At 42.7% G+C, this 26,225-nt stretch carries 21 protein-coding genes; 17 read left to right on the top strand and 4 right to left on the bottom strand.

Features of this window, described 5'->3' with window-relative positions:
• Window positions 1-2 precede the first annotated feature (2 nt).
• From ACHZC4_RS02020 to ACHZC4_RS02005, 4 genes are all read left to right on the top strand, one after another.
• Window positions 3-1,028 carry an aspartate-semialdehyde dehydrogenase gene (locus tag ACHZC4_RS02020; RefSeq protein ID WP_394752096.1) on the top strand — a complete coding sequence of 342 codons (1,026 nt, stop codon included), beginning with the start codon at window positions 3-5 and terminating at the stop codon, window positions 1,026-1,028.
• A 71-nt stretch (window positions 1,029-1,099) separates the two neighbouring features.
• Window positions 1,100-3,790 (top strand): FimV/HubP family polar landmark protein, encoded by a 2,691-nt coding sequence (locus ACHZC4_RS02015; protein ID WP_394752095.1) that lies wholly within the window; start codon window positions 1,100-1,102, stop codon window positions 3,788-3,790.
• 402 nt (window positions 3,791-4,192) lie between these two features.
• Window positions 4,193-5,284 (top strand): hypothetical protein, encoded by a 1,092-nt coding sequence (locus tag ACHZC4_RS02010; protein WP_394752094.1) that lies wholly within the window; start codon window positions 4,193-4,195, stop codon window positions 5,282-5,284.
• 99 nt (window positions 5,285-5,383) lie between these two features.
• Complete coding sequence (locus ACHZC4_RS02005; protein WP_394752093.1) at window positions 5,384-5,917, top strand: ATP/GTP-binding protein; 534 nt, start codon at window positions 5,384-5,386, stop codon at window positions 5,915-5,917.
• Between the two features lie 73 nt (window positions 5,918-5,990).
• Here the strand turns inward: ACHZC4_RS02005 and ACHZC4_RS02000 are convergent, their stop codons facing one another.
• Window positions 5,991-7,241, bottom strand: a complete 1,251-nt coding sequence (locus tag ACHZC4_RS02000) for an FAD/NAD(P)-binding oxidoreductase (protein ID WP_394752092.1) — start codon at window positions 7,239-7,241, stop codon at window positions 5,991-5,993.
• Window positions 7,242-7,401: 160 nt separating this feature from the next.
• Here ACHZC4_RS02000 and ACHZC4_RS01995 point away from each other — a divergent pair, with 160 nt between their 5' ends.
• The 10 genes from ACHZC4_RS01995 to ACHZC4_RS01950 all read left to right on the top strand — a co-directional run bounded on the left by ACHZC4_RS01995 (window position 7,402) and on the right by ACHZC4_RS01950 (window position 19,498).
• Window positions 7,402-7,836, top strand: a complete 435-nt coding sequence (locus tag ACHZC4_RS01995; protein WP_394752091.1) for a hypothetical protein — start codon at window positions 7,402-7,404, stop codon at window positions 7,834-7,836.
• Between the two features lie 269 nt (window positions 7,837-8,105).
• Window positions 8,106-8,726 carry a GspH/FimT family pseudopilin gene (locus tag ACHZC4_RS01990; protein ID WP_394752090.1) on the top strand — a complete coding sequence of 207 codons (621 nt, stop codon included), beginning with the start codon at window positions 8,106-8,108 and terminating at the stop codon, window positions 8,724-8,726.
• A 9-nt stretch (window positions 8,727-8,735) separates the two neighbouring features.
• Entirely contained in the window at window positions 8,736-9,191 is a 456-nt protein-coding gene (gene pilV, locus ACHZC4_RS01985) for a type IV pilus modification protein PilV (protein ID WP_394752089.1), read from the top strand.
• Window positions 9,188-10,237, top strand: a complete 1,050-nt coding sequence (locus ACHZC4_RS01980) for a PilW family protein (RefSeq protein WP_394752088.1) — start codon at window positions 9,188-9,190, stop codon at window positions 10,235-10,237. The genes pilV and ACHZC4_RS01980 overlap by 4 nt, the downstream gene beginning before the upstream one ends.
• Window positions 10,237-10,797, top strand: coding sequence for a PilX N-terminal domain-containing pilus assembly protein (locus ACHZC4_RS01975; RefSeq protein WP_394752087.1), 561 nt, complete (start codon window positions 10,237-10,239; stop codon window positions 10,795-10,797). The genes ACHZC4_RS01980 and ACHZC4_RS01975 overlap by 1 nt, the downstream gene beginning before the upstream one ends.
• A gap of 66 nt (window positions 10,798-10,863) precedes the next feature.
• The gene (locus tag ACHZC4_RS01970) at window positions 10,864-14,706 is read left to right on the top strand and encodes a pilus assembly protein (protein WP_394752086.1); all 3,843 of its coding nucleotides are present in this window, start codon (window positions 10,864-10,866) and stop codon (window positions 14,704-14,706) included.
• A gap of 62 nt (window positions 14,707-14,768) precedes the next feature.
• The gene (locus tag ACHZC4_RS01965; RefSeq protein WP_394752085.1) at window positions 14,769-15,266 is read left to right on the top strand and encodes a type IV pilin protein; all 498 of its coding nucleotides are present in this window, start codon (window positions 14,769-14,771) and stop codon (window positions 15,264-15,266) included.
• Between the two features lie 118 nt (window positions 15,267-15,384).
• Window positions 15,385-15,723: an STAS domain-containing protein gene (locus ACHZC4_RS01960; protein WP_394752084.1), complete on the top strand. Its 339-nt coding sequence runs from the start codon at window positions 15,385-15,387 to the stop codon at window positions 15,721-15,723.
• 9 nt (window positions 15,724-15,732) lie between these two features.
• A complete protein-coding gene (locus ACHZC4_RS01955; protein ID WP_394752083.1) occupies window positions 15,733-16,185 on the top strand; it encodes an ATP-binding protein in 453 nt (150 codons plus the stop codon).
• Entirely contained in the window at window positions 16,163-19,498 is a 3,336-nt protein-coding gene (locus ACHZC4_RS01950) for an NAD-glutamate dehydrogenase domain-containing protein (protein ID WP_394752082.1), read from the top strand. The genes ACHZC4_RS01955 and ACHZC4_RS01950 overlap by 23 nt, the downstream gene beginning before the upstream one ends.
• A gap of 2 nt (window positions 19,499-19,500) precedes the next feature.
• Here ACHZC4_RS01950 and ACHZC4_RS01945 read toward each other — a convergent pair whose 3' ends face one another.
• The 3 genes from ACHZC4_RS01945 to ACHZC4_RS01935 all read right to left on the bottom strand — a co-directional run bounded on the left by ACHZC4_RS01945 (window position 19,501) and on the right by ACHZC4_RS01935 (window position 22,677).
• Window positions 19,501-21,066, bottom strand: coding sequence for a SpoIIE family protein phosphatase (locus ACHZC4_RS01945; protein ID WP_394752081.1), 1,566 nt, complete (start codon window positions 21,064-21,066; stop codon window positions 19,501-19,503).
• A 20-nt stretch (window positions 21,067-21,086) separates the two neighbouring features.
• Window positions 21,087-21,593 (bottom strand): dihydrofolate reductase, encoded by a 507-nt coding sequence (locus ACHZC4_RS01940; protein ID WP_394752080.1) that lies wholly within the window; start codon window positions 21,591-21,593, stop codon window positions 21,087-21,089.
• A 658-nt stretch (window positions 21,594-22,251) separates the two neighbouring features.
• Entirely contained in the window at window positions 22,252-22,677 is a 426-nt protein-coding gene (locus ACHZC4_RS01935; RefSeq protein WP_394752079.1) for a hypothetical protein, read from the bottom strand.
• 300 nt (window positions 22,678-22,977) lie between these two features.
• On the opposite strand from ACHZC4_RS01935, the gene amoC reads away from it, so the two are divergent.
• The 3 genes from amoC (at window position 22,978) to amoB (ending at window position 25,978) form a co-directional block, all read left to right on the top strand.
• Entirely contained in the window at window positions 22,978-23,730 is a 753-nt protein-coding gene (gene amoC, locus ACHZC4_RS01930) for a bacterial ammonia monooxygenase, subunit AmoC (RefSeq protein ID WP_394752078.1), read from the top strand.
• 125 nt (window positions 23,731-23,855) lie between these two features.
• Window positions 23,856-24,599 carry a bacterial ammonia monooxygenase, subunit AmoA gene (amoA, locus tag ACHZC4_RS01925; RefSeq protein WP_394752077.1) on the top strand — a complete coding sequence of 248 codons (744 nt, stop codon included), beginning with the start codon at window positions 23,856-23,858 and terminating at the stop codon, window positions 24,597-24,599.
• Between the two features lie 134 nt (window positions 24,600-24,733).
• A complete protein-coding gene (gene amoB, locus ACHZC4_RS01920) occupies window positions 24,734-25,978 on the top strand; it encodes a bacterial ammonia monooxygenase, subunit AmoB (protein WP_394752076.1) in 1,245 nt (414 codons plus the stop codon).
• The last annotated feature ends 247 nt before the right edge of the window (window positions 25,979-26,225 follow it).

Here is a 26,225-nt window from a genome sequence, read left to right as displayed (position 1 = left end):
AGATGACTAAGCTTTATAACATTGCCGTCGTAGGCGCAACCGGTGCCGTTGGCGAGGCCATGCTTTCCATTTTGGAAGAGAGGAATTTTCCGGTTGACCAAGTCTATGCCTTGGCCAGTAGTCAATCGGCAGGTAAAAGGATTCCGTTCAAAGGATCTTCTTTAGTGGTTAAAGATTTGGCTGATTTTGATTTTTCTAAAGCCCATATCGGTTTGTTTTCGGCGGGCGCTTCTGTTTCTGCCGAATATGCACCTAAAGCTGCGGCCGCAGGATGTATCGTAATAGATAATACCTCGCATTTTCGCTACGATGATGATATTCCATTGGTAGTACCAGAAGTTAATCCTGAAAAAATTGCCGATTACACCAAGCGCGGCATTATTGCTAATCCGAATTGCTCAACAATTCAGATGTTAGTGGCTTTAAAGCCCATTTATGATGTCGCCGGAATTGATAGGATTAATGTCTGTACTTATCAGGCGGTTTCCGGCACAGGTAAAAAAGGCGTTGAAGAAGTGGTCAAACAAACCGCCAAGCTACTTAATGGCCAACCTATTGATCCTCCACGCGTGTATCCTAAGCAAATTGCTTTTAATGTGTTGCCGCAGATCGATGTCTTTATGGAAAATGGCTATACTAAAGAAGAAATGAAAATGGTCTGGGAAACGCAAAAAATCCTTGGCGATAAAAATGTTAAAGTAAACGCAACAGCGGTGCGGGTTCCTGTTTTTTTTGGACACTCTGAAGCCGTGCATATTGAAACATTAACCAAAATTGATGCGGTGGCGGTTAAAGCGTTATTAGAAAAAGCCCCTGGCGTAACCGTGGTTGATGAGCGTGTCAACGGCGGGTATCCAACGGCTGTGACCGAATCCTCGGGCAATGATGACGTGTTTGTGGGACGTATTCGAGATGACATTTCTCATCCACTAGGTATCGATTTGTGGGTTGTGGGTGATAACGTCCGTAAGGGTGCCGCGTTAAATAGTGTGCAAATAGCGGAAGTGCTAGTAAAAAATTACATCTAGGCTAAGCTTGTTTATATATTTGACTTCAGGTGGTACAAGATTGTGGTAGATTTTTGTTTAGGAGAGCGGATGTGCGCAAATTAACTAAAACTCTGGCTGTGATGTCGTTATTAGCTCCGGCTAGTGCTTATTCGCTGGGGATAGGTAGTATTAAAGTGCACTCTGGGCTTAACGAAAATCTTAATGCCGAGATTGCTCTGATTAGAGCCGCAAATGAAGATGTAGCCGATATTAAAATTAGCTTGGCTCCCCCGGCAAAATTTGATGAAGCAGGTATACCTTGGTCGGCTTTTTTATCCAAGATCAAGCTTGAGCCGGTTGTAAAAGCCAATGGTTCTACGGTCATTAAGATCAGTTCAAATGAAGTCTTAAAAGAATCGTTTTTGGATTTTTTACTGGAAGTAAGCTGGCCTAAAGGGAGCTTATACCGTGAGTTTACTGTGCTGTTAGAGCCGCCGGTATACCAAAAAGTATCGACATCCCCTGTTCAAACTTATCAAAGTTTCGAAGAAGCGCCGCAGCCAGTTATTCAACAACCAAGGCAACGTGTTGTAACGCATCGTCCGCGTCATCGTGCTGTGTATGTGGATCGCAGGCATAACGTTACCCGCAAACACGATACGTTATGGAAAGTGGCGGAGCGCGTTAGAAAAGATGGCGAGCCAACTGTTGAGCAAATGATGATAGCCATTTATGAGGCTAATCCACAAGCGTTCTACAAAAACAATATTAATGCCTTACTGCCAAACAAAAAGCTAGATATTCCTAAAAAGGAGGATGTTTTAAGCTTGCCTCAAGACCAGGCTCTGGTTGCGTTTAATGAGCAAATGCGTGCCTGGAAAAATAACGAGCCCGTTCCAGTCAATAAAGAAGTGGTTGCGCCTGCGGAAGAGACTGTTGTAGATAAGCAGTTAACGCTGGTTGCACCCACTGATGCTGCTGTCGCTAATGATTCAACAACAAGTGTTGCCCATGATTCTGCATCTAAACCTGATAAAACAGCGGATGAAAAATCTAAAGAAGGTGATGCCAACGGCCAAAGTGGCGAAGCGGAAAGCGGCGTCAATGTCGTTGCACCTGACCAAGATGTAAAAACTGACAAAGTGACAGAGCTTGAAAAGCAGCTGGCCACTATGCAAAAGAATCTGGAGCAGAAAGAGCAGCAGCTAAAGATTATACAAAATGGTGGCAAACCTTTGCCCGTTGTGCCTGAGAATCAAACGCCAACTAATGCTGCTGAAGTGGTTTTACCCACCCTTAAAAAGCCTGAACTGCCTAAGCCTTTAATTGTTAAGCCAGCAATAAAAACTCCTACACAAAGTCCTTTGGTAGAGACTCCAGTTACTGACACTACGCCAGTTTGGTTAGTGGGAATTGGGGGGGGCTTATTAGCGTTGATTGGCTGGTTATGGTGGAGAAAACGCAAATTTAATGAACAGTTTGATGGCGAGAGCATGTTTGCGCCTTCGAGCATGATTAAGCCTGATCAGGCCGCAATCAGGCCGGTCAATAAGGCAGCAACTAATACGCCCAGCGCAATTGCAGCGGGTTCGATAGAAGATAATTCTTTCCTGAACGAGTTTACAGCCAGCGATTTTGAGGTTTTTGATACTTCACATGTAGAAATCGACCCTATTTCAGAAACAGATGTCTATCTGGCTTACGGTCGTTATCAGCAAGCCGAAGAGCTTATGCGTCAGGCGATTAAAGATCAGCCGGATAATGACGAATACAAACTGAAGTTACTGGAAATTTTTTGCGCTACTGAGCGTAAAAAAGATTTTGTTAATTACGCGACAGAATTGGCAGCGGCAGGCAAAAAGGGTCAGGCTGAGTTTTGGGCAAAAGTCACTGAAATGGGTGAGGAAGTCTGGTCAGATTTGACGCTAACTTCTGGCGGCGATATGTTCATTCCTGAGAATGATGCGGGCATTGAAAATATTTATACGCACTTGGCGCCGCCTGCTGAACAGGGCGCTGATGATACAGTTGCAGTGCATGATACTGATCTAATTGATAATGACAGTGAGCCTGAAGAGCATAGCCATTTTCATGTCGCTACTTTTGACAGTGATTTTGAAGAATCATTAATGGGAGCTGAGTCGGAGCTGTATGTTCCATATGATGCTGATGAGGGTATGTCAGAGTTTAATTTGAATTCCGATATAGACAGTGATGCTGTCGACCAGGAAGTGCAAAATAATAACAGTATAGAGTTTGATCTCGGTTCGTTAGGCGGCAGTGCGAAAAACAATACGGTTCAACTCGATAATACTCAGCAAGAGCCCGCAGATTTTTCACCGGATAAAACCGAACTGACTCTGGATGATGCACATGAAGTTGAAATGTTTGATTTCACTTCTGCGCACGATAATCTCGAAGCCTTCGATGAGTTTAGCTTAGATAGCCAGTTACTTAGCCCGGATAATAAAAGTCAAGATACGTTAGAAATAGATAAATCTTACCCGCTGACACTGGATACAGACCCAAAGAGTTATGAAGTAATTGATGACTTTGATTTTGATTTTGATATGGATGCCACATCTGCTGCCACACAGTCAAATACGCAGTACTTGGATGAAGCTGATGCCGGTTTTGATTTTATGGATCTAGATGAGCTGGAAACAAAGCTGGATTTAGCCAAAGCCTATATTGACATGGGTGATGCGGATGCGGCTAAAGGGATTATCGCGGAAGTCCTTGATAAAGGCAACGCTGATCAAATCAAAACGGCACGTAACTTGTTTGATAGCTTGGTATGACAATGAGCTTTGTCTCGGAAGTGGTTTTTATCATGAATAAAGTGCTTGGTTGTATTTTTGATTCCGGCATTCGTGTTGTAAGGTGAATAAACGGCCTCCTTGTTCTTATTGGCCTGAGATAGTGATTTAAATACCCTGGATTGAACTAAAGAAGCTTGTTTGTTTCCTGCTTAGGAAAGAGGCGATTGTTCTTACATACACAGTGAAATAAGCAATGAAAAAAAGACGCAAAGATCCATTAGGTGTGGCTCTTTTAGGCATGGATGAGCGGTCTTGTAAATTAGTGGCACGGTTTTTTGGGGGTCATGTGAGGGATTTGCCGAGGTTGTTGACGAGGTTGATGCTCGTGTAGATATTATTGATACTCATTTTTCCCATTCAGCACAACTGCTGGAAAATAGCATGGCGCGCAATCCCCAGCGGGCTATTATTGTATTAACAGCCGGTACAGCAGGGCGAATCGATAGGGATAATGTGTTGTATCTCGATAAGCCGATTAAAACCGATGAGATGATGGATGCTATCGATTGGGCAAATGACATTAGCCATAGTAGAGTTAGGCGCAAGCCTTATTTTGACCGTGTGCAAATTTCCGAATTTGCCCGTGAAATCGCTAAACCCAATAAGCCAGAAGTACCTTTGCCGGAGATTAAGGCTGTTGATACGCCACAGTCCCCAGCAGTATTAAAAACACCCGCTGACTTCAAAGTAAATGAACAAGAAAAGCTCATAAATCTGGATGAGCAGCACAAGAAAGCCAAGTACAGCTCCGCGATCACTATTGAGGAACCGGATTTTAACGATTTTTTTGGTGTTCTCCCTGAGATTAACCTTAATGATATTCATGAGCGTCATCTTGCAGCTTATGACCCCAAAAAGTATTATCAAGGCTATGTGCAGTTCGCTTACAAGTCTGCTGGGGAAAAAACCCAAATTTTACAGTTAAGCAGTTCGGTTTGGAACACATTGGTGGTGCTGCCTCATTCTCATGAAATTTGGCTAGATACTAATGACGACGTACTAAGAGAAAAGGCTTGCGTTTGGCTTGATTTGGGCACTATGAGCATAACGCCCATCGATAAGGAAATCACTCAAAGCATGGGCAACTTAGAAAAAATTCAGGATATGAATGCTTTTCTTTGGAAGCTGGCACTTTGGACATCTAAAGGACGTTATCCAAAGGCCATTGAGGTTGATAGACCTATTTATTTGCAACAATGGCCCGATCTGACTCGCTATATTATAACGCCACATGCCTTACGGATCGCTGCCTTTTTGGTGAGCAGGGGTCCTGAAACAATGATTAATGTTGCTACCGTATTAGCTATTGAACTGCGCTATGTTTATATTTTTGTCAGCGCAGCTCATGCATTGGGTTTGGCAGCGCAGGCAAAAAGACAAATGGATGCATTAATTCAAGTCACATTGCCGGTTATCCCCCCCGCTAGAAAAGGCATATTGAGTAGAATTATCAATAAGCTCCGAGGAGAATAATGTTTAAATTCAATTCTAAATTATTTGGATGTATGAGAAAAATTGTATAGTTTTCTCAAAAACTATATTTAAAGTACTGCTATTGACCTACAAAAAACCATGATTCAGCATAAGATAATTTTCACAGGCCCGGTTGGTGCGGGTAAAACTACGGCGATAGGTGCGATCAGTGATGTGCCGCCCATCAAAACAGATGCGGCAGCCAGCGATATGACTAAAAGCCGAAAAGCCACCACCACCGTTGCTATGGATTACGGCATCATGAACGTTGGCGGCGGCGAAAAAATTCATCTGTATGGTACGCCAGGCCAGGAGCGTTTTGATTTTATGTGGGATATTTTAGTGACAGGAGGTATTGGTCTGGTTTTATTGCTGGATAATACCCGTGCCGACCCCTTTCAGGATATGCGCTTTTTTATACAGTCTTTTCGTGAGTTTATCGATAAAACCGGTGTTGCGATTGGCGTCACGCAGATGGACTTGAATAACCGTTTTACGATCAACGATTATCATACCCATCTAAAACCCTTCAAAATTAATCCACCGGTTTTTTCTGTGGATGCACGTGAAAAACGTGATGTATCTTTGCTGGTACAGTCTTTGATGTATTCACTTGATCCGGATTTGAGCTAACCATGCTTTGTGCAGAGACGTAAATCTTGCGTCTCTACATCTGTGTTAACGGGTACGTCTATTCCGGGTACGTCTATTCTTTGGTAAAGTTTTTAGCATAAGATTCTAAGTGTGGAATATCAATGCGATAGCCTTTAATCATAATATGCCAATACAGCCACGGAAAACCGGTGGTTTTGCCCAGCCACCAAATAAAACGGTTTTTTCTAGGATCCAAAAATGGAAACGATGGCGTGACTTTGCCACCATAAGAAAATTCTGCCAGCATAACGGTATTTAAGGACGTTGTGAGGGGGCAGGAACCATAACCATCGTATTTGTAATCTAGTGGCTGATTGCTAATAAGATGGAGGATGTTATCCACAACAATCGGAACCTGCTTACGTACCGCCGCTGCGGTTTTGGCATTGGGTGTTGAGGTTGCATCACCTAAGCCAAAAATATTCTTATATCGGTTATGTTGTAAAGTGTTTTCATTGACATCAACCCAACCCGCTGCATTTGCCAGTGGGCTTGTCTTAATAAAATCCGGTGCGCTTTGTGGCGGGGTGACATGAATCATATCGAAATTTTTAATCACCAACTGTTTATTACCGTCACCACCCGTGGCCTCAAAGGTAGCGGTTTTGGCAGCGCCATCTATCGTGACTAAGTTATGATTAAATAGCGTGTTGATACCATAGTCGGCTACCACTAGGCTGAGCGCCTTAGCAAAAAACGGCACACCAAACATGGCAGGGCCCGCATTTAAGAATTCAATGGTCATTTTATTGAGTATGCCTTTTTGACGGAACCGATCGGCAGCGAGGTACATAATCTTTTGCGGTGCTCCTGCGCACTTAATGGGCATGGGAGGCTGGGTAAAAAGCGCAGTACCGGATTGCAGGTTACGGATACATTCCCAGGTATATTCCACGTAATCCGCTGAATAATTACTACAAACGTTATTTTTTCCCAGTGTTTCTTTTAAGCCTTTTATTTTATCCCAATCGAGCTGTAAACCAGGACAAACCACAAGATAGTCATAGTTTAGCGTATCGCCAGAGCGCAAAATTACTGTATTAGTATCGGGTTGAAAGCTTTCGGCATAATCTTTTATCCAGGTTACGCTAGGATGGATCAGGTCTTTTTCATTTTTAGTGGCTTGTTTTAATGTATAAGCCCCACCACCTATAATGGTGAAGCCAGGTTGATAATAATGCTTTTCGGCAGGTTCAACTAAAGCAATATTAATAGTGGCATTTTGGCGGCGCATGTTATTAGCGATGGATACGCCCGCGGCACCCCCGCCGATGATGAGTAGGGTATGATGTTGTTGCGACATAAATTCCTCCGAAATATTTATTGTTATGAGAAGAGCATAGAGGGCAGAGTGCGGCAATGGCCAATTAAGCGGTTAATACGAGTTTTAGCAAAAATGCGTATAATGCCGTAAACACCCATTAGTCTACATTGTTTAGTTTATCAACAACGGTAATTTTTCTATGAAAAAATTTTTTCTGATTTCTTTTAGTGTTTTATTGCTCGCAGGCTGCTCTGAAAAAAAAGCCTATGAACAAGCACTTTTGGAGCGCATACAAAAAGAGCAAGACGTTAAGGATTACAACATAGCACCCGAAGCCATGGCTAAGTGCGTGTTCGATACGACCTCGACCAATATGCCTGGATTTTTCACCTACGATCCTTATAGAAGACTGACCTATGAGCGTTACACAAAAATGCTTAATGCAGAGAAAGCTCCTGATCCTAAAAAAGCTTTTGAAGAATTAACGACTTTATTTGGTTCTCCTAAAAATCTCTCTGAAGCGCACAGTAATTATACCGAAAGTGTTATGGAATGTTACTCGCTGATTACTGATACCCGCACAGATGAATTGCCGCCCGCCGAATCTGCACCTGCACCTGCACCTGCAAAATAAACCAATCTGGCATCTTGACCTCTAAAAAATTGTAGATATCTCAGTAGGGTCTACGCATAATAAAACAATTATTTTGCAGTTATACCCTTTAAGACGGGACAATGTGTAAGTTTTAAGCCTTTGTTCCGTCTTGGTAGGTAAGCGAAAAACAATATTTTTTACAGTGCTCTCCGCACAAATTCAATTTTATGCCTATAATTGAAGCCATGATGTAAGTAATAAAATTTTTTATTACCCTCTCAGCCGGCAATGCGTTACGCGTATCAACTATGCTCAAAAAACCATTAAGTGGGTCAGGATTTACCCTGATTGAACTGATCACCACTTTAACTATCGCGGGTATATTAACAGCCATCGCCGTACCTACGTTTAATAGCGTCATCAGCAGTAATCGTCTGACCGCCTATACCAACGAGTTTGTAACCGCATTAAATTTAGCACGTAGTGAAGCCATAAAACGTGGCAGAAAGGTCACTATTATACGCAAAGGTAACGTCGATAATGCCTGGGAAAACGGTTGGGATGTTTTTATTGATTCCGATAACAATAATACTCTGAATAAGGATGATGGTGATGCAAACTTATGCGAAGCGCCTGGCGGCACTGCGACAGAAGATTGTTCGTTACGTACTTATTCGGAGTTGCCGACAGGATTTACTTTAAGAAGCAATAATAACATTCCTAAAACGATTAGTTTTAGCGCTATGGGAAAAAGTGTTAACGGTACGTTAATTCTGTGTGATACCAATAGATCTAAACCTGATCGTTTGAAAACGGCAAAAGTCATTATTATTACTACGACAGGGCGTGTACGCATGGGTATTGATCCTGATAAAGACGGCATTCCTAACGATCCCAATGGTATAGAGATTGATAAGTGCACGCAGTAGAGAGACCTAATGAACAACAATACCGGTTTTACCTTAATTGAAGTTTTAATTGCCATGATGATTTTGGCGGTGGGTTTGTTAGGACTGGCGGCATTACAGGCGAGCAGCCTTAGAAATAACCAGAGCGCTTATTACCGTAGTCAGGCAACCCAACTGGCTTACGATATCGCCGATAGAATGCGTGTTAATGTTGCAAGCGCAGCTACTTATACCGTTGCAGATAGCGCCAATGTACATGACAGCTGTTTAGCCATAGAGGGTTGTACACCAGCAGAGATGGCAGAGCACGATCTTTATGAGTGGAATACGGCCATCCAGTCTATTTTACCCAGTGGCACGGGCACAATAACTGGCGCTACGGTGGCGGGTGTTAGCACCTATAAAGTCGATATTAACTGGGATGATAACCGCGATGATGCTGTTGATGACAACGATCCTAGCTTCTCGATGAGCTTTCGCTTGTGAAGCACGCTTTTTACCAGCGCGGATTTACCCTGATTGAAATTATGGTGGCCATGTTGTTAGGCGTGTTTTTGTTGGGGGGCATATTGCAAGTTTTTCTGCACAGCAAACAAACTTATCGCACTCAAGAGGCCTTATCGCGATTACAAGAAGATGGCCGCTTTGCCATGGATTTTTTGATCAGAGATATCCGTATGGCGGGTTTTATGGGCTGTAGTAGCCAAACTGCACCTGCCAGCACGTTAAGTGCGTCAACGGATTTTTTATATCGTTTTGACAAAGCCATTGAAGGCTTTGAATCCACTTCTGCAACAGCATGGACACCGGCCAAAGACCCTTCAATCACTTCTCCTCTGGGTGGCTCTGACATTATTAGTATTCGCCGAGTGGATGACCAAAGTTTTACTGTAACGGCTCAAACCAGCTCTACAGATGGGCTTACCTTAGATAGTTCTGCTACAACAACAAATTTGAAAGCCGCTGGATTTTTAAAAAACACCCCCACAGGTGGCAATAACTGTGCTATTGCCTTGGTCACAGATTGCTCTATGGCCGCCATTTTTCAGGTGAGTGGCATAGCTGGAACGGTACTTACGCATGCCAAAGATGGCGCGTGTACACCGAAAAATGCGCTAGATAATCTGGGTAGAACCTATATAAGGGCTCAAGTTTACTCACTTAGTACAATTAGTTATTACGTTGGCGAAAATCCAAATAATCAACCGGCGTTATATACTAAAAAGGGTGCAAAAGCTGAGGAGATGGTTGAGGGCATTGAACAAATGCAGATTTTATACGGTGTAAATACCGATGCTAGCGCGGATGGAACACCCAATTATTATGTTACTGCGGATAAAGTTAAAGATTCTGATTGGCCTAAGGTAATGAGTGTACGCATTAGTTTATTGGTGGTCAGTATAGACAATAATTTAACGGATAAACCGATCAGCTACACCTATAACGGCCATTTAGTACAACCTGATAAAGATGATCGGCGGCTAAGAAAAATATTTACCTCGACGATCGCCTTACGTAATCGCTTGTCTTAATGCGAAGCTATAAAAGCCCTAAACATCAATCCGGCGTGGTGCTGGTTGTTGGGTTAATCATTTTGTTAATATTGACATTAATAGGTATTAGCGGCATGCAAACTTCTTCTATGGAAGAAAAAATGGCCGGTAATGTACGTGATCATAATTTGGCTTTTCATGCCGCTGAGTCTGGCTTGTCGGCAGGTGAGCACTACTTAAGAGTCACCGTGCCGTTACCTGCGTTTAATTGTATTAACGGACTTTATCCTGCAAATGGCACAGGCTGTGTTAAGCCTAACGTGCTTTCAAGCTCTGTGTTAATGCCGCCTATTTGGGAAAACATTGATTGGAGCACAAAATCAATAAAATACAACACGGATGGTGATACGGCAACCATTGATTTAAGCAGCCTCAGTGCTGATCCGCGCTATGTTATTGAAGATATCGGCATGGTTTGTACCACGGCTTTATCGCCTTGTCCTTCGGGCAACCAAAAAAAAATCTACCGAATTACCGCGCGTGCGGTGGGAAGCTCAACCGATACGGTCGTTATCTTGCAGTCAACTTTTGAGCTTTAAAAATCTGCGAAAAAAATCTTATTGGCACGACAACATCCCGAATAATATTCCCCTTGGAGATTTGTAATGAACACTGTTAAGTCTAATTGCTTGCCGATCTCAAAAGTTTTGTTGTTTAGCTTCTTAAGTCTGATGAGCATATTTTCAGTTAATAGCAGTTATGCAGGCCTGTCTCAATCACCGCTTTTTTTGACGGTATCGATTGATCCCAATGTTTTATTTAACATGTCAATAGAATCGCCGATGGGCGGTGCAGCATACAACGATCAGCCGGACGGTAATGGCTGTGCTGGCAGAATAAATGAGGATGGTGCGGTAGGTATATGTTATTCAAAAGAAAATACTTATCTTGGCTATTTTGATCCTGACAAATGTTATCTCTACAATAGCACTGGTAAGCGGTTTGAGCCAGACGGCAACACTATAAATAACGTGCATGAATGCACCGCTCAATATAGCGGCAACTTTATGAACTGGGCAACCATGACGGCAATGGATATGTTCACCTGGACGATGACTGGAGGTAACCGGATTGTCGATAGCGCGGATAACACCACGGTTGTTAGGCGAATGCGCAAGCAAAATAACGATGATTGGTTTCCCTATAAATTAATTACCGCCGCCAAAAATGTTGCGCCCTCTACCGTTACGCCCTGGAGCGATAGCAAAATTTTTATTTATAACACTGATTTTGGTGTCAAATTTAGTGCTGCCCGGAGCGGAAACGAAAAGGGCGTCATGAATGTTGACATCAAGGTCTGTGATAAAAACAAAAGCCTGGAAAGCAATTGTGTCGCTTACGGTGCTGGCGCGTATTACAAACCTGAAGGTTTGGTGCAAAAAAATGCCGATCATATCCGTTTCGGCATTACCAGTTATACCAATACCGATGGTAATGGCATCGATGGTGGCGTACTGCGCTCAAACATTAAGTATGTGGGTGCTTTAAAACCCAATGGCTCTGGCGGAGTTGTCGATAACCCCAATAAGGAAATTAAGGCCGATGGCACGCTTGAGTTAAATTCTAACCCAGGTGATGCCACTTCAAGTGGCGTCACCAAATCGGGGGTAATTCCTTACATTAATAAATTCAGTGATGTTTCTTATAAAGCTAACGATCCGGCAAGTGAATTGTTTTATGAATCTATTCGTTATTTTAAAAATCTTGGCCCTACGCCTGAATATTTAAAGGGCGAAAACGGCGGTTTTCCTATCCTGAAGGCAGATCGTTGGCAAGATCCTATGTTAGCCAGCTGCCAGAAAAACTTTATTGTCGGCATTAACGATGCTAATCCCTGGATGGATAAAAAGCTCCCGGGCAGTTTTTTTACCGCAGCCACTTTTAATGCGCGCAATATTTCTCAAGATTATGGCCAGCCCAGTAATGCAGATAGCGCGATAAACGTAAAATCCTTGACCAATAAAGTGGGGGATCTTGAAGGCTTAACCAATACCAGCCAGTGTATTGGCTGTACATCAGCTAACTGCGATATGCTTGCCAGCAACAAAAATATTCCAGGTCTTGGCGAAGTGTTCGGCACTTGCCCCTATACCGGTAAGGATAATGCTTATTATATTGCGGGTCTGGCTTATTATGCCAACACGCAAGATCTTAGGACGGGCACTGGTTTTGACGGGGAACAGACGGTGAATACCTTTATGGTAGATACCCAGGAATACAATGCAGCGCCATTGGTCGGCAAGATGAATATGCTGTGGCTGGCCGGAAAATATGGTGGCTTTAACGATTTTAACCATAACGACATACCCGATAATAAGGTAGTTGATGCCACAGGGAAAGTGACTGCTCCGTCTGAATGGGATGCAGATGGCAATAATGAACCTGATAACTATGTACTTGCCACTAATCCTAAAAAATTGATAGATGCCTTAAACCAGGCATTCATTAAAATTAATGCGCAGAGTTCGTCAGCCTCCGCGGTAGCGGTTAATACCACGCGCCTGGATACGGGTACGCAGGTCTACCAAGCCAAATTTAACACCGAAGACTGGCGCGGTGAATTGCAGGCTTTTAATGTCGATATCAATACCGGCGGTATAACACCTGCCTGGGAAGCTTCGACAAAGTTTCCGTCTCCTGGTAATCGTAAGCTCTACACTTTTAACCCTTTAGCAGTGGGCGGGGCACGCGGGGTCGTGTTTAAGTGGGATAGCTTGACGACAGATCAAAAAAACTATCTCAATGAAAGCAATAAAGGCAGTTTACGGGTTGACTGGTTGCGGGGCGATGATACCGGTGAGCAAAAAAAGCCTGGCGGCGCATTTAGGAACAGAACTGGCATCTTAGGTGATATTGTTAATTCTGATCCGGTTTATGTAAAAAATGAAGATTATGGCTACGCGGATTTATCGGGTGTAGAGGGAAGTCGCTACAAGGATTTTAGGGTAAGCAGTACGTATAGTAATCGTAGACCTATGATATATGTAGGCGCTAATGACGGGATGTTACATGGTTTTGATGCTAATAAAGCCGGCGGCAACGAAATGCTGGCTTATATACCCAATGCCTTATTTCCTGAATTGAGCAAGCTAGTGTCACCTCTTTATACGCATCAGTATTACGTTGATGGCGCCACCAGCGTGGGTGATGTTTATGATGGCACACAATGGCATACACTGTTGGTGGGTAGTACGGGTGCAGGTGGACGTGCGGTATTTGCGCTGGATGTTACCAATCCGGATACGTTTGGCAGCAGCAATGTATGGTGGGAGTTTACTAATACGGACGATGCTGATTTGGGTTATACCCTGGCGCAACCTTCTGTAGTCAGAATGCAAGATGGCCACTGGGTTGTGGTTGTCGGCAATGGCTATAACAGTGATAACGGCCATGCGGTATTGTTTGTTCTTGACGCACTAACTGGCGCGATATTGAAAAAACTAGACACGGGTGCTGGAACTGCGACAAATAAAAATGGGCTGTCTTCGCCTATTGCGCTTGATACCAACAACGATCATAGCGTGGATACTGTTTATGCCGGAGATTTATACGGTAACTTATGGAAGTTTGATGTTTCCGGGAACATAAGTAGCTGGACGATTGTAGATAACAAACCCTTTTTTATTGCTTGCACCACATCGGGTACTGTTTGTAATGCGGCCAATCGTCAACCCATTACCAGCAAGCTCAACGTGGGAAAAGTGGGAGCCAGCCAAAACGGCATGGGGATTATGCTGTACTTTGGCACGGGTAAGTACGTTGAAATTGGCGATAATGTTGTCAGTGGCAGTCCACAAGTACAGACTTTCTATGGTTTATGGGATAAGGGCTCAGCCATAACCGATCGAAATATGTTACAAGCGCAAACTATCGATTATGAAGGATCTGCTACGACTGTTAAGGGAGTTGCTAGTAACAAACCGGTGCGTGTGGTGTCTAAAAAACCGGTATGTTATGCGGCTACCAGTTCGGGTTGTACGGCAACCAGCACATTAAAAATGGGCTGGTCGTTAAATTTACTTAAGCCCGGTAATATTGCCGAAGGCGAGAGGGCGGTTAGTTTTCCACTTGTGCGCAGGGGGTTAGTAGTGTTTTCAACAGTGATTCCTAATGCCGATGCTTGCAGTTCCGGCGGAAAATCACGATTGATGGAAGTTGATGCACTAACGGGTGGGGAATTTAGTGCGGCGGCTTTTGATGTTAACGGCGATGGCAAAGTTGATGGCAGTGATAAAATAACCGTTGCTGGCGTTGAACATTTTGCGGCGGGTATTGATGTCGGCGTAGGGATTATTAAAACCCCGGCAATTATTGAGGCGCAGGCTGCACAGGTTGATTTTAAATATGTCAGTGGCTCGACGGGAAATATGGGTACTGTTTTAGATCTTGGCGGAGGCGGCACAGCAGCAGGAGCCGGTATTCGCAGGTCATGGCGGCAGCTGAAATAGTCTGCTACTGGCTATGTATTTGGATGTGCAATGACCTATAGTGCATTTAGGAAAAGTAAAATATGAAACAAAAGCAACAAGGTTTTACACTGATAGAGCTAATGATTGCCGTCGCTATTGTGGGTGTATTGGCCAGTATTGCCGTGCCTAATTACCAAAAAAGCGTCATGAAATCTAGGCGCGCTGATGCCAAGGGTGCATTGGTGTCGTTGGCTAATGCTATGGAGAAACACTATACCGAAATGGGCAGTTACTGTGATGCAGCTGATGCAAGTGTTCCTGGTGGAGAGAATACTTGCACCATAGGAACAGTTGAAACAGGAATAAATGACACAGGAGCGCCTTTAATTTTTGCAAAGGCAAGCCCAGTAGATGGGGGAACAAAATACTACGATTTAACTATTAGCGCAGTAACGCCTAATAGTTATACTTTGCAGGCAACACGTATTAATTCCAGCGCCCAGGCCAATGATGACTGTGGTGATTTAACATTGAAACACACCGGCGAACGAAATATTGACAAGGCAACAGATGGCATTACAAAAGATCTATGCTGGTAAAAGCTAACGATAATGCTTGACGCTAAACGCTGCGCTGTTATGCTGACTAACAAATAACGCCAGCGTTATTGTAAATTAATATACCGTGTGCGAACGCCTTAATAAAACCTGAAAACACATGAATCTGGATCAAAAAAAAGTAAATGGCTATTGTGTATTATTTGTGCATGAAGATCGCATTGACGCCCATAACTCCGGTGAACTAAAAACTTATCTTTTGCATCAGATAGAGCAAGGTCAGATACACATTATTGTTCAGCTTGAAGATGTGCGCTTTATAGACAGTTCTGGCTTGGGTGCGTTGCTATCGGGACATAAAAATGCCATTACCAAATCGGGTAAATTGGCGTTAGTGAATGTGCAAAAGCAGGTCTTATCCATGTTTGAATTGACCCGCTTAAATCGCGTTTTTGAAATTTATGCGACTGTGGATGAAGCATTGAACAATGATACCTAGAGGTCGAGCATGGGCGCTGAAATTATTCAGGTAGACGTCATTATCCCAACACAGACCAAATATTTGGAGCTGATTGGTCATTTGGGTGAGCAAATTGTGCAAAAAATCGATACTTTTGCCGCCGATAAAGATACCTTGGCCTATCATTTAAATCTGGTGCTGACCGAAGCCACCACCAATGCCATTAAACATGGCCACCATAGCAATCCCCAGGATACTGTTAAAATCGCTATTCATATCCAAAATGACGCCTTAAATATTAAAGTTTATGACCACGGCCCGGGCTTTGATCTTAAAACAGTCTTGTCACCGGATTTAGATAACCCGAAAGAAAACGGCATGGGTTTGTTCTTTATTCGCTCACTGATGGATAAGGTCACTTATACCCAAACCGATGACGGTAATGTCCTGGAAATAGTTAAATATCTGAGGCCGTCTTGTGAACAGCGAAACGGTAGCTGATTCACTGCTTCCCTGGGATGCTGCTTTCCAGCATCTGACGCTCAGAGCGCTAGGCGACACAGCGGCTAAACAGCTATACCAAAAATATCTTCCCGTTTTAAGCTCTGAATACAAACATTTAGTTTCACCTCGTTACGCACTTAAAGATGTGTTACATCTTGAAAAGCTCAATAATAACGATATCCATCAAGTGAGCCTGCTCAATCCTGGTCAAGATGCTGAACACTACCGTCTGCATTTTTACAGTCAGTATGAACATTATCTGGATGAATATATTCTGGCACTGGAAAATATGTCATTGCGGGTTATGGATCAGGTGCAGTTTCGCATTACCACTGACGGCGTGACTCAGTTTATTAAAAGTTTTACGGTTAAGGCGGCCAATGGTCAAAAGCTAGCTTTTTGCCGTTTAAAGCATCGCCTGATAGACGCTATTTCGGGGGTGATGAATAGCTATATTGAAAATGATGCACTCAATAAGTTACTCATATTATCGGGACTTTCCTGGCGGGCCATTGATGTTTTACGCGCGTACCGGAATTATTATTTACAGATTTATCATTTAACCACACGAGCCAGTATTAATCATGCGCTCATCCATAATCCTGAAATTGCTTTGTGTTTATTTGTCTATTTCGAAGCACGGTTTCGACCTAATCCTGAATGGAGCGATACGGGGATAAGAGAAGAGCAAACCTTGTTTCCTCTGCGCCTACAGTTGCTGGAAAGTATGAAGGCGGTTACTGATCTTAATGACGATCGAGTTTTACGCACCTTTTTTAATTTAATTGATGCGACCATGCGCAGTAACTTTCATTTGCAGCGCGACTGGCCTGATTATTTTTTGTCATTTAAAATAAATAGTTTGGGCATTATAGATATGCCTTCGCCTAAACCACAAAACGAAATTTATGTCCACGCCATACATATGGAAGGCATTCATTTGCGTGCCGGTAAAATTTCTCGTGGCGGTATTCGTTGGTCTGATCGTCATGATGATTTTAGGGTTGAAATACTGGGGCTGATGCAAACCCAGGTCAGTAAAAATGCGCTGATTATCCCAACCGGCGCCAAAGGCGGTTTTGTTGTTAAACATAACGGCTCCAAAGTGGATTTTAAGGTCGCCGGCAAAAAAGCTTACATCACCTTGATACGCGGCTTGCTGGATTTAACCGATAACTACCAAAATAACCAGATAGTTCAGATACCACAACTTGTCTGCTATGACGATCCTGACCCTTATTTAGTGGTCGCCGCCGATAAAGGCACTGCACAGTTTTCAGACACCGCTAATGCCGTTGCTGCGCAATATCAGTTTTGGTTAGGGGATGCGTTTGCCAGCGGTGGTTCGCAAGGTTACGATCATAAAGCGTTAGGCATTACCGCACGTGGGGCATGGGAATGTGTGAAGCGTCACTTTCGAGAGCTGGATAAAGATATTCAGGCCGAAGCCTTTACCGTCATCGGTATTGGCAGTATGGATGGCGATGTCTTTGGCAATGGTATGTTGCTGTCACCGCATATTCGCTTATTGGCGGCTTTTAGTGGTCAGCATATATTTATTGATCCCAATCCTGTGGACAATAATACGGCATTTCAAGAACGCAAACGCTTGTTTGAATTACCAAACTCTACCTGGATGGAATACAACACTGCCTTGATTTCGTCAGGCGGCGGGGTTTATGCCCGCTCAGCAAAAGACATTCCTATTTCGCCCGAACTCAAAAAATGGTTGGGTATACGCTACAGTGTTTTGGATGGTGAATCATTAATCCGCTATTTATTAACAGCTCCCGTAGAATTATTGTGGTTAGGCGGTATTGGTACTTACGTTAAAGCCAGCAGTGAAAAACACGAAGACGTGGGTGACCACAGTAATGACAACGTGCGCATCAATGCCCTTGATCTTAAAGCACGTGTTGTCGGTGAAGGTGCTAACCTGGGTTTTACCCAAAAAGCGCGGATTGAATATCATTTAAACGGTGGCCGCATTAATACCGATGCTGTCGATAATTCTGCGGGTGTCGATACTTCCGATCATGAGGTCAATTTAAAGATTCTGCTGACCGGTTTGCACAATAAAAACCTGATCAGCGACCCACAAAGTTTGTTTGATGAGCTGACCGATGAAGTCTGTCGGCAGGTGTTAGCCAATAATATCGCGCAAAGTTTGTGTTTATCATTGGAAGAAATGCGTAACAGCGAAAACCCTGGCTTATTTTTGCAAGTGGCAGAAAAGCTGGAAGCTAATGACTTTCTCGATAAGGTTGTGGAGTCTTTTGCCTCTGACAAAGACATTCTGAGCCGTCCCCAACAGGCTTTAACGCGTCCAGAGTTAGCGGTACTGATGGCGGCGAGTAAAATGTATTTAACGCACACCATAAAGATAGAGTCTGCGCAATTACCAGATGATGTGGGCAACATTTATTTAGAACAGTACTTTCCCGAACAAATTAACACGCGCTATAAAACTTATTTAGCCCAGCACCCTTTGGCTCAAGAAATTAAAGCGACGGTGCTGAGTAATAAAATAATTAATCAGGCGGGCAGTGGGTTTTTAAATGTTCTAGAAGAGCATGAAGGCTTAATCGTGCTGGATTACATCAATAGCTACCTGAATTTTGATAGGGTTCTGGATGGCGCTGTCCTCAGGCAAGCTATTTATGCACTGGATAATCAACTGGCCACTGCTAAACAATATGGGCTATTGCTCCAGTTAGAAAAAACATTGTTTAATTTGTGCGAGTGGACACTGGGGCAAGATAAAAAAAGCCAGGTCAGCGCGTTAACTATTATGGGATACAAACGCTATCTGGCTGAGTATAGCGATTATGTAAAACAATTTAATGGCCAATATCAACAACATAAAACAGCTTATCTGCAAGACGGTGTTCCAGACGCTATTGCAGAAAAAACGGCCTTGTTGGGGTGTATGTCGGTATTTCCCCTGATTGTAATGGTCGCGACACAGACCAATCATGATATGACAGCGGTGTTAGAGTTGTTTCACGAAACCAGCCATTATCTGGATGTTGATAGCATTGCTGCGCAACTCGCACTGATTCCTATACAGGGAGATTGGGAGCGTAAAATTGTCGCTGAGATAAATCAGGATATAACCCGTATTGTGGGTGTTCTTGTTAAGACGATCTTGTTAACGTCAACAACAAGCTGTGCCGATTACTTTGAAACCGCCATAGCTAAACAAAAAATCAAGGAATATTGGCGAATACATCAAGAGCTGCATAATAATCCGCCCATTACTTTAGTTCATTACCTGGTATTGAATAAAGCATTAGCTAAATTACTGTAACGTCAGTTACGCTTGAAAACCATGAGGGTAATATCATCCTTAAGCGCGTCGCGTTGACAAAATTGCTTTAATTCGCTTAACAAGGCATCAATAATGGCTTGTGGCGTTTGCCCACAATGCTGACTAAAAATATCACTGACGCGTTCCAGCCCAAAAAACTCTCCTTCAGCATTTTCTGCTTCCGTTAAGCCATCAGTGTAAATCAATAACACGTCGTTTTTGGCCATTAACACGGTTTTTTCTTCAAATGTTACCTGTTCACGCACGCCCAGTATTAAACCATCGGCATCTAAACGCTGGCATTGAGATTGACCGGCACTCAACAATAGCGGGGGCGGATGTCCTGCATTAGCAAAGCGTAATTCATGACGGACGATATCATATTGCAAATAAAACAAAGTGATAAAAAAATCGCTATTATCCAGGTCTTTAAACATGAATCGATTCAGGGTGTCAATGATGTGTGCAGGTGATTGGGTGCTATTCGCATAGGTTCGGATAGCGCTACGGGCCGCAACCATAAACAACGCAGGCGCAAATGAATGGCCGGACACATCGGCAATCACCATGTCTAACTGGGTGTCAGTACGGAAAAAATAATCAAAATAATCGCCACCGACCAGATTGGCCGGTAAACAATAACCGGCGATTTGAAAATCTTTGGTAATAATAGGCGCTGAGGGCAGCAACGAGGACTGAATATGTCGGGCCATATTGATTTCGCTCTGTGCAATTGCCAAGCTAATTTGTACCTCACGGGTATGCTGTTCTGCGGCTTTTCTTGCGGTAATATCATTGACGAAACCGCTAAAAATATAGGTATTGCCCAATTTTAAGGGGGCAATGCTTAATTCCACCGGAAATTCTGAGCCATCACGACGTTTGGCAATATGCTCAATGCGTCGATTTAAGATTTCCCCGTGGCCGGTCTGCAAAAACTGTTGCAAGCCTTGTCGATGAGCACTATGAAAACGGGATGGGATAATCAGAGAATCAAGCCGCTGACCGATAGCTTCTTTATTAGACCAGCCAAACATATTTTCAGCTTGGCGATTCCAGTCAGTGATAATGCCGTAAGAATCCATCATGACAATAGCACTCAAGGCGCTTTCAATCACTAAGCGCAAGCGTTTTTCGCTGTCTAATAACGCGTCTTCAAATTGTTTTTTACTGGTAATATCGCGGTCAATACCACGCCATTTTAAAAGCTGGCCCGTAGGGGCGAAAATAGGAAGGCCAGTTGATTCCGTTAATACTGGGCGACCATCTTGGTGGCGATAGTTGTTGATAAGATTATAAAATGCAGTTTTTTCAGTGGTATAGTCTTTTTGGTTGGCCTTGTCTTGGGGTGTTAAAAAGGTCGTGTAGTGCTTACCGATGACTTCTTCCGGTGTAAAGCCAAGAATTTTTTTAACGGCGATACTGCTGTAGGTGTAATAGCCTTGAGGATCTTGCTCCCATAGCCACTCACCGGCTATATCTGCCATTTGCCGAAAGCGCTGTTCGCTGTCTATTAAGGCAGTTTCAAAATCTTGGCATCGGTTCGGTAGTTTTTTTGTCATCGCCATGGCATTATTGCACTCATTGTTTACCTTAAGGTAGGCACGGTAATCCTTTTGTAAGTTATAAAGCTGTAGCTAAAAGATGATTGCGAATCGTCATTAACATCTTCACGATGGGTTTCAAGCCAGTCAGCTTTATTCCAGTTGGGGAACACCGTGTCCCCATCAAAGTTTTTGTTGATTTCTGTGACATAAAGCGTATTTGCATAAGCTAATGTAGCTTCGTACAAAGCTGAGCCGCCGATAATAAAAACTTCTTGGTTATTGTGACAACAATTTTTTAGAGCGGTTTCAATAGTGTTAAAAACTAAGCACCCGATTTGCTGGTAGTCAGGGTTTCTGCTGATAATAATGTTGCTACGACCTGGCAAAGGCTTGCCTATAGACTCGAAGGTTTTTCGCCCCATTATTATTGGTGACCCTAGGGTTATTTTTTTAAAATGCTTTAAATCAGCCGACAAGTGCCAAGGCATTTGACCTTTGTGGCCTATCACGCCATTGCTGGCCATTGCGACTATGAGTGCTATTTTCATGTAGATGTTAGAAAATGTTGGAGGATGTTTTAAGTATAAATATTATGCCAACATATTGGGTGCAAGTATCTTTAAAAAATGTTGTATGTGGCTTTTTTATATAAGCTATTTGAAAAAAGATATGGGTACTGGGCTTTAGTTTTTAGATTCACAAAGCTTCATAGGTCTTTATGAAATTCCCCTGAACTCTAGGTATAGTATAAAAAAGTTAAAGTGAGTTCTGCAAAGAAGTTGCAAGATACGCAATGAGAAAATATGTACTCCTGGGTTTCAAAATAGAACAAGAAAAATCTTTGTTAAGAAATCAAGGCAGTATATGGATAAATGTCCAAAATATTTGGCATCGCAAAAGCAATCTAAAATATTGGAAGGGCATTTTTTGGTGTGGAATCAGGTGTATAGTGCTGATAAAATTATGGGCAAAGCAGTGCTTTTTGTATCAGCATTTTTGGTTAGGGGTTGTTATATTTGAACAGTTGGCGCTGAGAAGAAATCGCGGGGGATAATATATAATCAAGTGTCGAGAAAGGCAGAACCCGCCAATAAAACAAATCGATTTATTTCGAGGTTCTACCATTTTTTGCATAGTGTATTAAAAGTAACTTACTTTGAGCGTTTCACGGAATACACGCCGTGGGCTATCACTAAATTTGGCTGGTTAAAGCCCATCTAGCCCCGTCAGGCCATCTACCGTCCAGTTCTTAGGATCAGCAATACCCTCTTGATTGTCACCGTTATCATAAGTTATGCGACAGGCGTATGTTTTTGGATTTGATGCGTTGCCAGCAACGCTAAACTCAGAATGAATAATGTACTGATAATTGCCAAAACCCCATGCCTTAAGTGGCTTATCTGGGAAGCTTACATCAACTTTATCCCCAAGTTCTGATTTTATGTAACTATTGCAGTGATTAAATGCAAGAGCCGTGAGGGGGGTTGATATGCTCTGTGTTTGAGCTTCATCTTTGCTCTCAACGAGAAAGGCGTCCGAGGCAACTACTTCGAGAACCAGTGGGAGCAGTACAAGGCGCATGAAGGCTATTAATGCGCCTAGCCCCACAAATAAGAGTAAGTATTTTTTCATAAGTTAGGTGTTTTTAATAATTTTTTTAGTTGAATTAGAATGCTCAATTTACGTTGATAATATCAGAAATCAAGTAGTTAAAGATAATAAAATTTGGAATAGCGGGGGTGAAGTAAAAATTATTTAATTCAATGAATGAATAGGCTTGACAAGGTAGTTCGAACTGGTAGACTTTGGAAGCGCCAAATTGATTTGGTGTCTCTTGATGGTGATAATAATCATATTCAAGTGGGTAAAAAGGACTTGTTACTATCGACACTGGCTTATTAGCCAGGTTCAATTCATTTTTAGGAGATAGAAATGGCAGCTACAACTGAATCAGTGAAAGCTGATGCTGCGGAAGCACCGCTGTTAAATAAAAGAAACTTGGTCTTTGCAGTCGCAATTTATTGCGTATTTTATGCATGGGTCCGTTGGTATGAAGGCGTTTATGGCTGGTCTGCTGGCTTAGATTCTTTCGCACCCGAATTCGAAACATACTGGATGAACTTCCTGTACATTGAATTCGTTTTAGAAGTATCAACTGCTGGTATTCTATGGGGTTACCTGTGGAAATCTCGCGATCGTAAAGTGATGTCAATCACTCCAAGAGAAGAGTTGAGAAGACATTTCCATCATTGGGTTTGGTTAGTTGCTTACGGCGTTGCTATTTACTTCGGCGCTAGCTACTTCACTGAGCAAGATGGTACTTGGCATCAAACAATTGTTCGTGACACTGACTTCACACCAAGTCACGTTATCGAATTCTATTTGAGCTACCCTGTATATATTATTACTGGTGGCGGCGCTTTCTTGTATGCAAAAACAAGATTGCCTACCTACCAACAAGGTAACTCTATCCAATATATGGTTGCGACCGTTGGTCCATTCATGATTCTGCCAAATGTTGGCTTGAATGAATGGGGTCACACCTTCTGGTTCATGGAAGAGTTGTTTGTTGCTCCTTTACATTACGGCTTCGTATTCTTCGGATGGTCAGCTTTAGGTGTATTAGGTGTTGTTGGTATCGAAGTTGCGGCAATTGCCAAGCTTCTGAAAAAAGACTTAGCTTAATTTTAATCTAGTCTTTGCTGTAATAACTATCTCCTTGGTTGCTCCTAAATCTCCTAGATTTTGGGGCAACCTTAAGAGAAGATAGTTTTAATAAAAATAATTTAATCCTTTTTGGAGGTAAAGCTATGAGCGCATCTCAATCAGCTGTACGTTCACGTGCTGAAGCGGTAAAAGTTTCACGTACGTTTGACTGGCTAATTTGTTTTACACTGTTCTTTGTTGTACTTGGTGGTTACCACGTTCACTTTATGCTTGTTGCAGGTGACTGGGATTTCTGGGTTGACTGGAAAGATAGACGTCTGTGGGTAACAGTTCTGCCAATTATGGCTATTACTTTTCCAGCAGCTGTTCAAGCAGTTCTTTGGTGGCGTTATCGCATCGCATTCGGTGCAACTTTCTGCGTAATGGGTTTGTTATTCGGTGAGTGGGTCAACAGATATTTCAACTTTTGGGGTTGGACATATTTCCCAATTAACTTCGTATTCCCATCACAATTAATTCCAGGCGCTATCGTTCTGGATGTTATATTGATGATGTCTGGAAGTATGCAGTTGACTGCGGTACTTGGTGGTTTGGCTTTCGGTTTGTTGTTTTACCCAAGCAACTGGCCAGTTATTGCTCCATTACATCAACCTGTTGAATACAACGGTATGGTAATGACTTTGGCTGACTTATTAGGATACCATTACATCAGAACTGGTATGCCCGAGTACATCAGAATGGTTGAGAAAGGTACACTAAGAACCTTTGGTAAAGACGTTGCTCCAGTATCAGCGTTCTTCTCTGGTTTCGTGAGTATCATCGTATATGTATTGTGGCATTTCTTTGGTCGTTGGTTTGGAAGCACCGCTTTCACAACTGCATCATAAGAAACGTTACTGATTCGTTAAGAATCATTGAATTAAGAACATGTACATAAAAAACTGGTCAGAGACGATTATTTTATAACGGCTACTGGCTAGATACTCAAAACCTATAGATTCTCTATTATAGAGGAGGATATATGAAAATGATTAAAGACAAGATTGCTAAATTGTCCTTTGTCGGCGTGTTAGTTGGCGTTACAGCAGCAATGTTTTATGCTCCAACAGCAGCAGCTCATGGTGAAAAGTCTCAAGCAGCGTTTATGCGTATGCGTACTATTCACTGGTATGACTTAAATTGGTCAAAAGATACCGTAGCTGTTAATGATACAATGACTGTTACAGGTAAATTCCACGTTTTTAAAGGATGGCCTGAAACTGTTGATTTACCAGAATCATCTTTCTTGAACATCGGTACACCAGGTCCTGTATTTATTCGTGCAGGGTCTTGGATCGGTGGTCAGTTAGTTCCACGTTCATGTAGCTTGGAATTGGGTGAAACCTACGAATTCAAAGTATTGTTGAAAGCACGTCGTCCAGGCGATTGGCATGTTCACAGTATGATGAACGTTAAAGGTGGTGGTCCAATCATCGGGCCAGGTAAATGGGTTACCATTACTGGTTCTATGAAAGATTTCAAAAATCCAATTACAACTTTGACCGGCGTAACTGTTGATTTAGAAAACTACAACATTGGTAACATCTACTTCTGGCATGCTTTCTGGTATGCAATCGGTTTGGCATGGATTGTTTATTGGTTGCGTAAACCAGTATTTATTCCACGTCATCTTGCCGTTGAAGCAGGAAAAGCTGACACGTTGATCACTCCAACTGACAAAAAAGTTGGTATCGCTTTCGCTGTTGGTACAATGGCGATCGTTGCAGCAACTATGGCTAGCACAAACGCTGAATTTCCAATTACAACCCCGCTACAAGCAGGTTTGTTACGTGGTATGAAGCCAATTGAAATGCCAGCTCCAACAGTCGCTGTTAAAGTTGACGACGCTACTTACCGTGTACCAGGCCGTGCCATGCAAATGACATTGACTGTTACTAACAATGGTGATTCAGCTGTTCGTTTAGGCGAGTTTAACACTGCTGGCGTACGTTTCTTGGATCCTGCTGTTCATGAAGATGAAACTGGATACCCAGATGACTTGTTGGCTGAAGAAGGTTTGACTGTTAGCGATAACAGCCCACTTGCTCCAGGCCAAACAAGAACTTACCAAGTTACTGCGTCTGACGCGGCTTGGGAAGTTTATCGTTTAGCTGACTTGATCTACGATCCAGACAGTCGTTTTGCTGGTTTGTTGTTCTTCACTGATGAAGGCGGCAACCGTCAAATGGTTACTGTAGATGCTCCATTAATTCCATCATTTATCTAATAAATGAATCTTATTGGCAATTTTTAATTGCCAAATAAAGAGGAATTGAAACCCTCACTACTCTTCTGGGTAGTGGGGGTTTTTTTATTCCAAAATTTTTTGATTTAAACATCGCTTTGCTTCAGTGGTATCACCAAATTTCGCTAGTAATCGGCTATATCTTTTTAAAAATGGAGACTTAAGTATTTGTGGCAAAGGATTGCTAACGATTATGGATTTTGCAGCTGATGATTTGTATTTTCACTAA

The organism is Crenothrix sp. (assembly GCF_043729335.1).
Taxonomy (GTDB): domain Bacteria; phylum Pseudomonadota; class Gammaproteobacteria; order Methylococcales; family Methylomonadaceae; genus Crenothrix.
This window is presented reverse-complemented; position numbering and strand designations above follow the sequence as displayed.

Coding starts and splice junctions, on each gene's coding strand:
- ACHZC4_RS01965 (WP_394752085.1), top strand. CDS start 14,769: ATGAAACAAAAGCAACAAGGTTTTACACTGATAGAGCTAATGATTGCC.
- ACHZC4_RS01990 (WP_394752090.1), top strand. CDS start 8,106: ATGCTCAAAAAACCATTAAGTGGGTCAGGATTTACCCTGATTGAACTG.
- ACHZC4_RS01960 (WP_394752084.1), top strand. CDS start 15,385: ATGAATCTGGATCAAAAAAAAGTAAATGGCTATTGTGTATTATTTGTG.
- ACHZC4_RS02010 (WP_394752094.1), top strand. CDS start 4,193: ATGGCGCGCAATCCCCAGCGGGCTATTATTGTATTAACAGCCGGTACA.
- ACHZC4_RS02020 (WP_394752096.1), top strand. CDS start 3: ATGACTAAGCTTTATAACATTGCCGTCGTAGGCGCAACCGGTGCCGTT.
- ACHZC4_RS01940 (WP_394752080.1), bottom strand. CDS start 21,593: ATGAAAATAGCACTCATAGTCGCAATGGCCAGCAATGGCGTGATAGGC.
- amoC (WP_394752078.1), top strand. CDS start 22,978: ATGGCAGCTACAACTGAATCAGTGAAAGCTGATGCTGCGGAAGCACCG.
- ACHZC4_RS01955 (WP_394752083.1), top strand. CDS start 15,733: ATGGGCGCTGAAATTATTCAGGTAGACGTCATTATCCCAACACAGACC.
- ACHZC4_RS02000 (WP_394752092.1), bottom strand. CDS start 7,241: ATGTCGCAACAACATCATACCCTACTCATCATCGGCGGGGGTGCCGCG.
- ACHZC4_RS02005 (WP_394752093.1), top strand. CDS start 5,384: ATGATTCAGCATAAGATAATTTTCACAGGCCCGGTTGGTGCGGGTAAA.
- pilV (WP_394752089.1), top strand. CDS start 8,736: ATGAACAACAATACCGGTTTTACCTTAATTGAAGTTTTAATTGCCATG.
- ACHZC4_RS01975 (WP_394752087.1), top strand. CDS start 10,237: ATGCGAAGCTATAAAAGCCCTAAACATCAATCCGGCGTGGTGCTGGTT.
- amoA (WP_394752077.1), top strand. CDS start 23,856: ATGAGCGCATCTCAATCAGCTGTACGTTCACGTGCTGAAGCGGTAAAA.
- ACHZC4_RS01935 (WP_394752079.1), bottom strand. CDS start 22,677: ATGAAAAAATACTTACTCTTATTTGTGGGGCTAGGCGCATTAATAGCC.
- amoB (WP_394752076.1), top strand. CDS start 24,734: ATGAAAATGATTAAAGACAAGATTGCTAAATTGTCCTTTGTCGGCGTG.
- ACHZC4_RS01945 (WP_394752081.1), bottom strand. CDS start 21,066: ATGGCGATGACAAAAAAACTACCGAACCGATGCCAAGATTTTGAAACT.
- ACHZC4_RS01970 (WP_394752086.1), top strand. CDS start 10,864: ATGAACACTGTTAAGTCTAATTGCTTGCCGATCTCAAAAGTTTTGTTG.
- ACHZC4_RS01995 (WP_394752091.1), top strand. CDS start 7,402: ATGAAAAAATTTTTTCTGATTTCTTTTAGTGTTTTATTGCTCGCAGGC.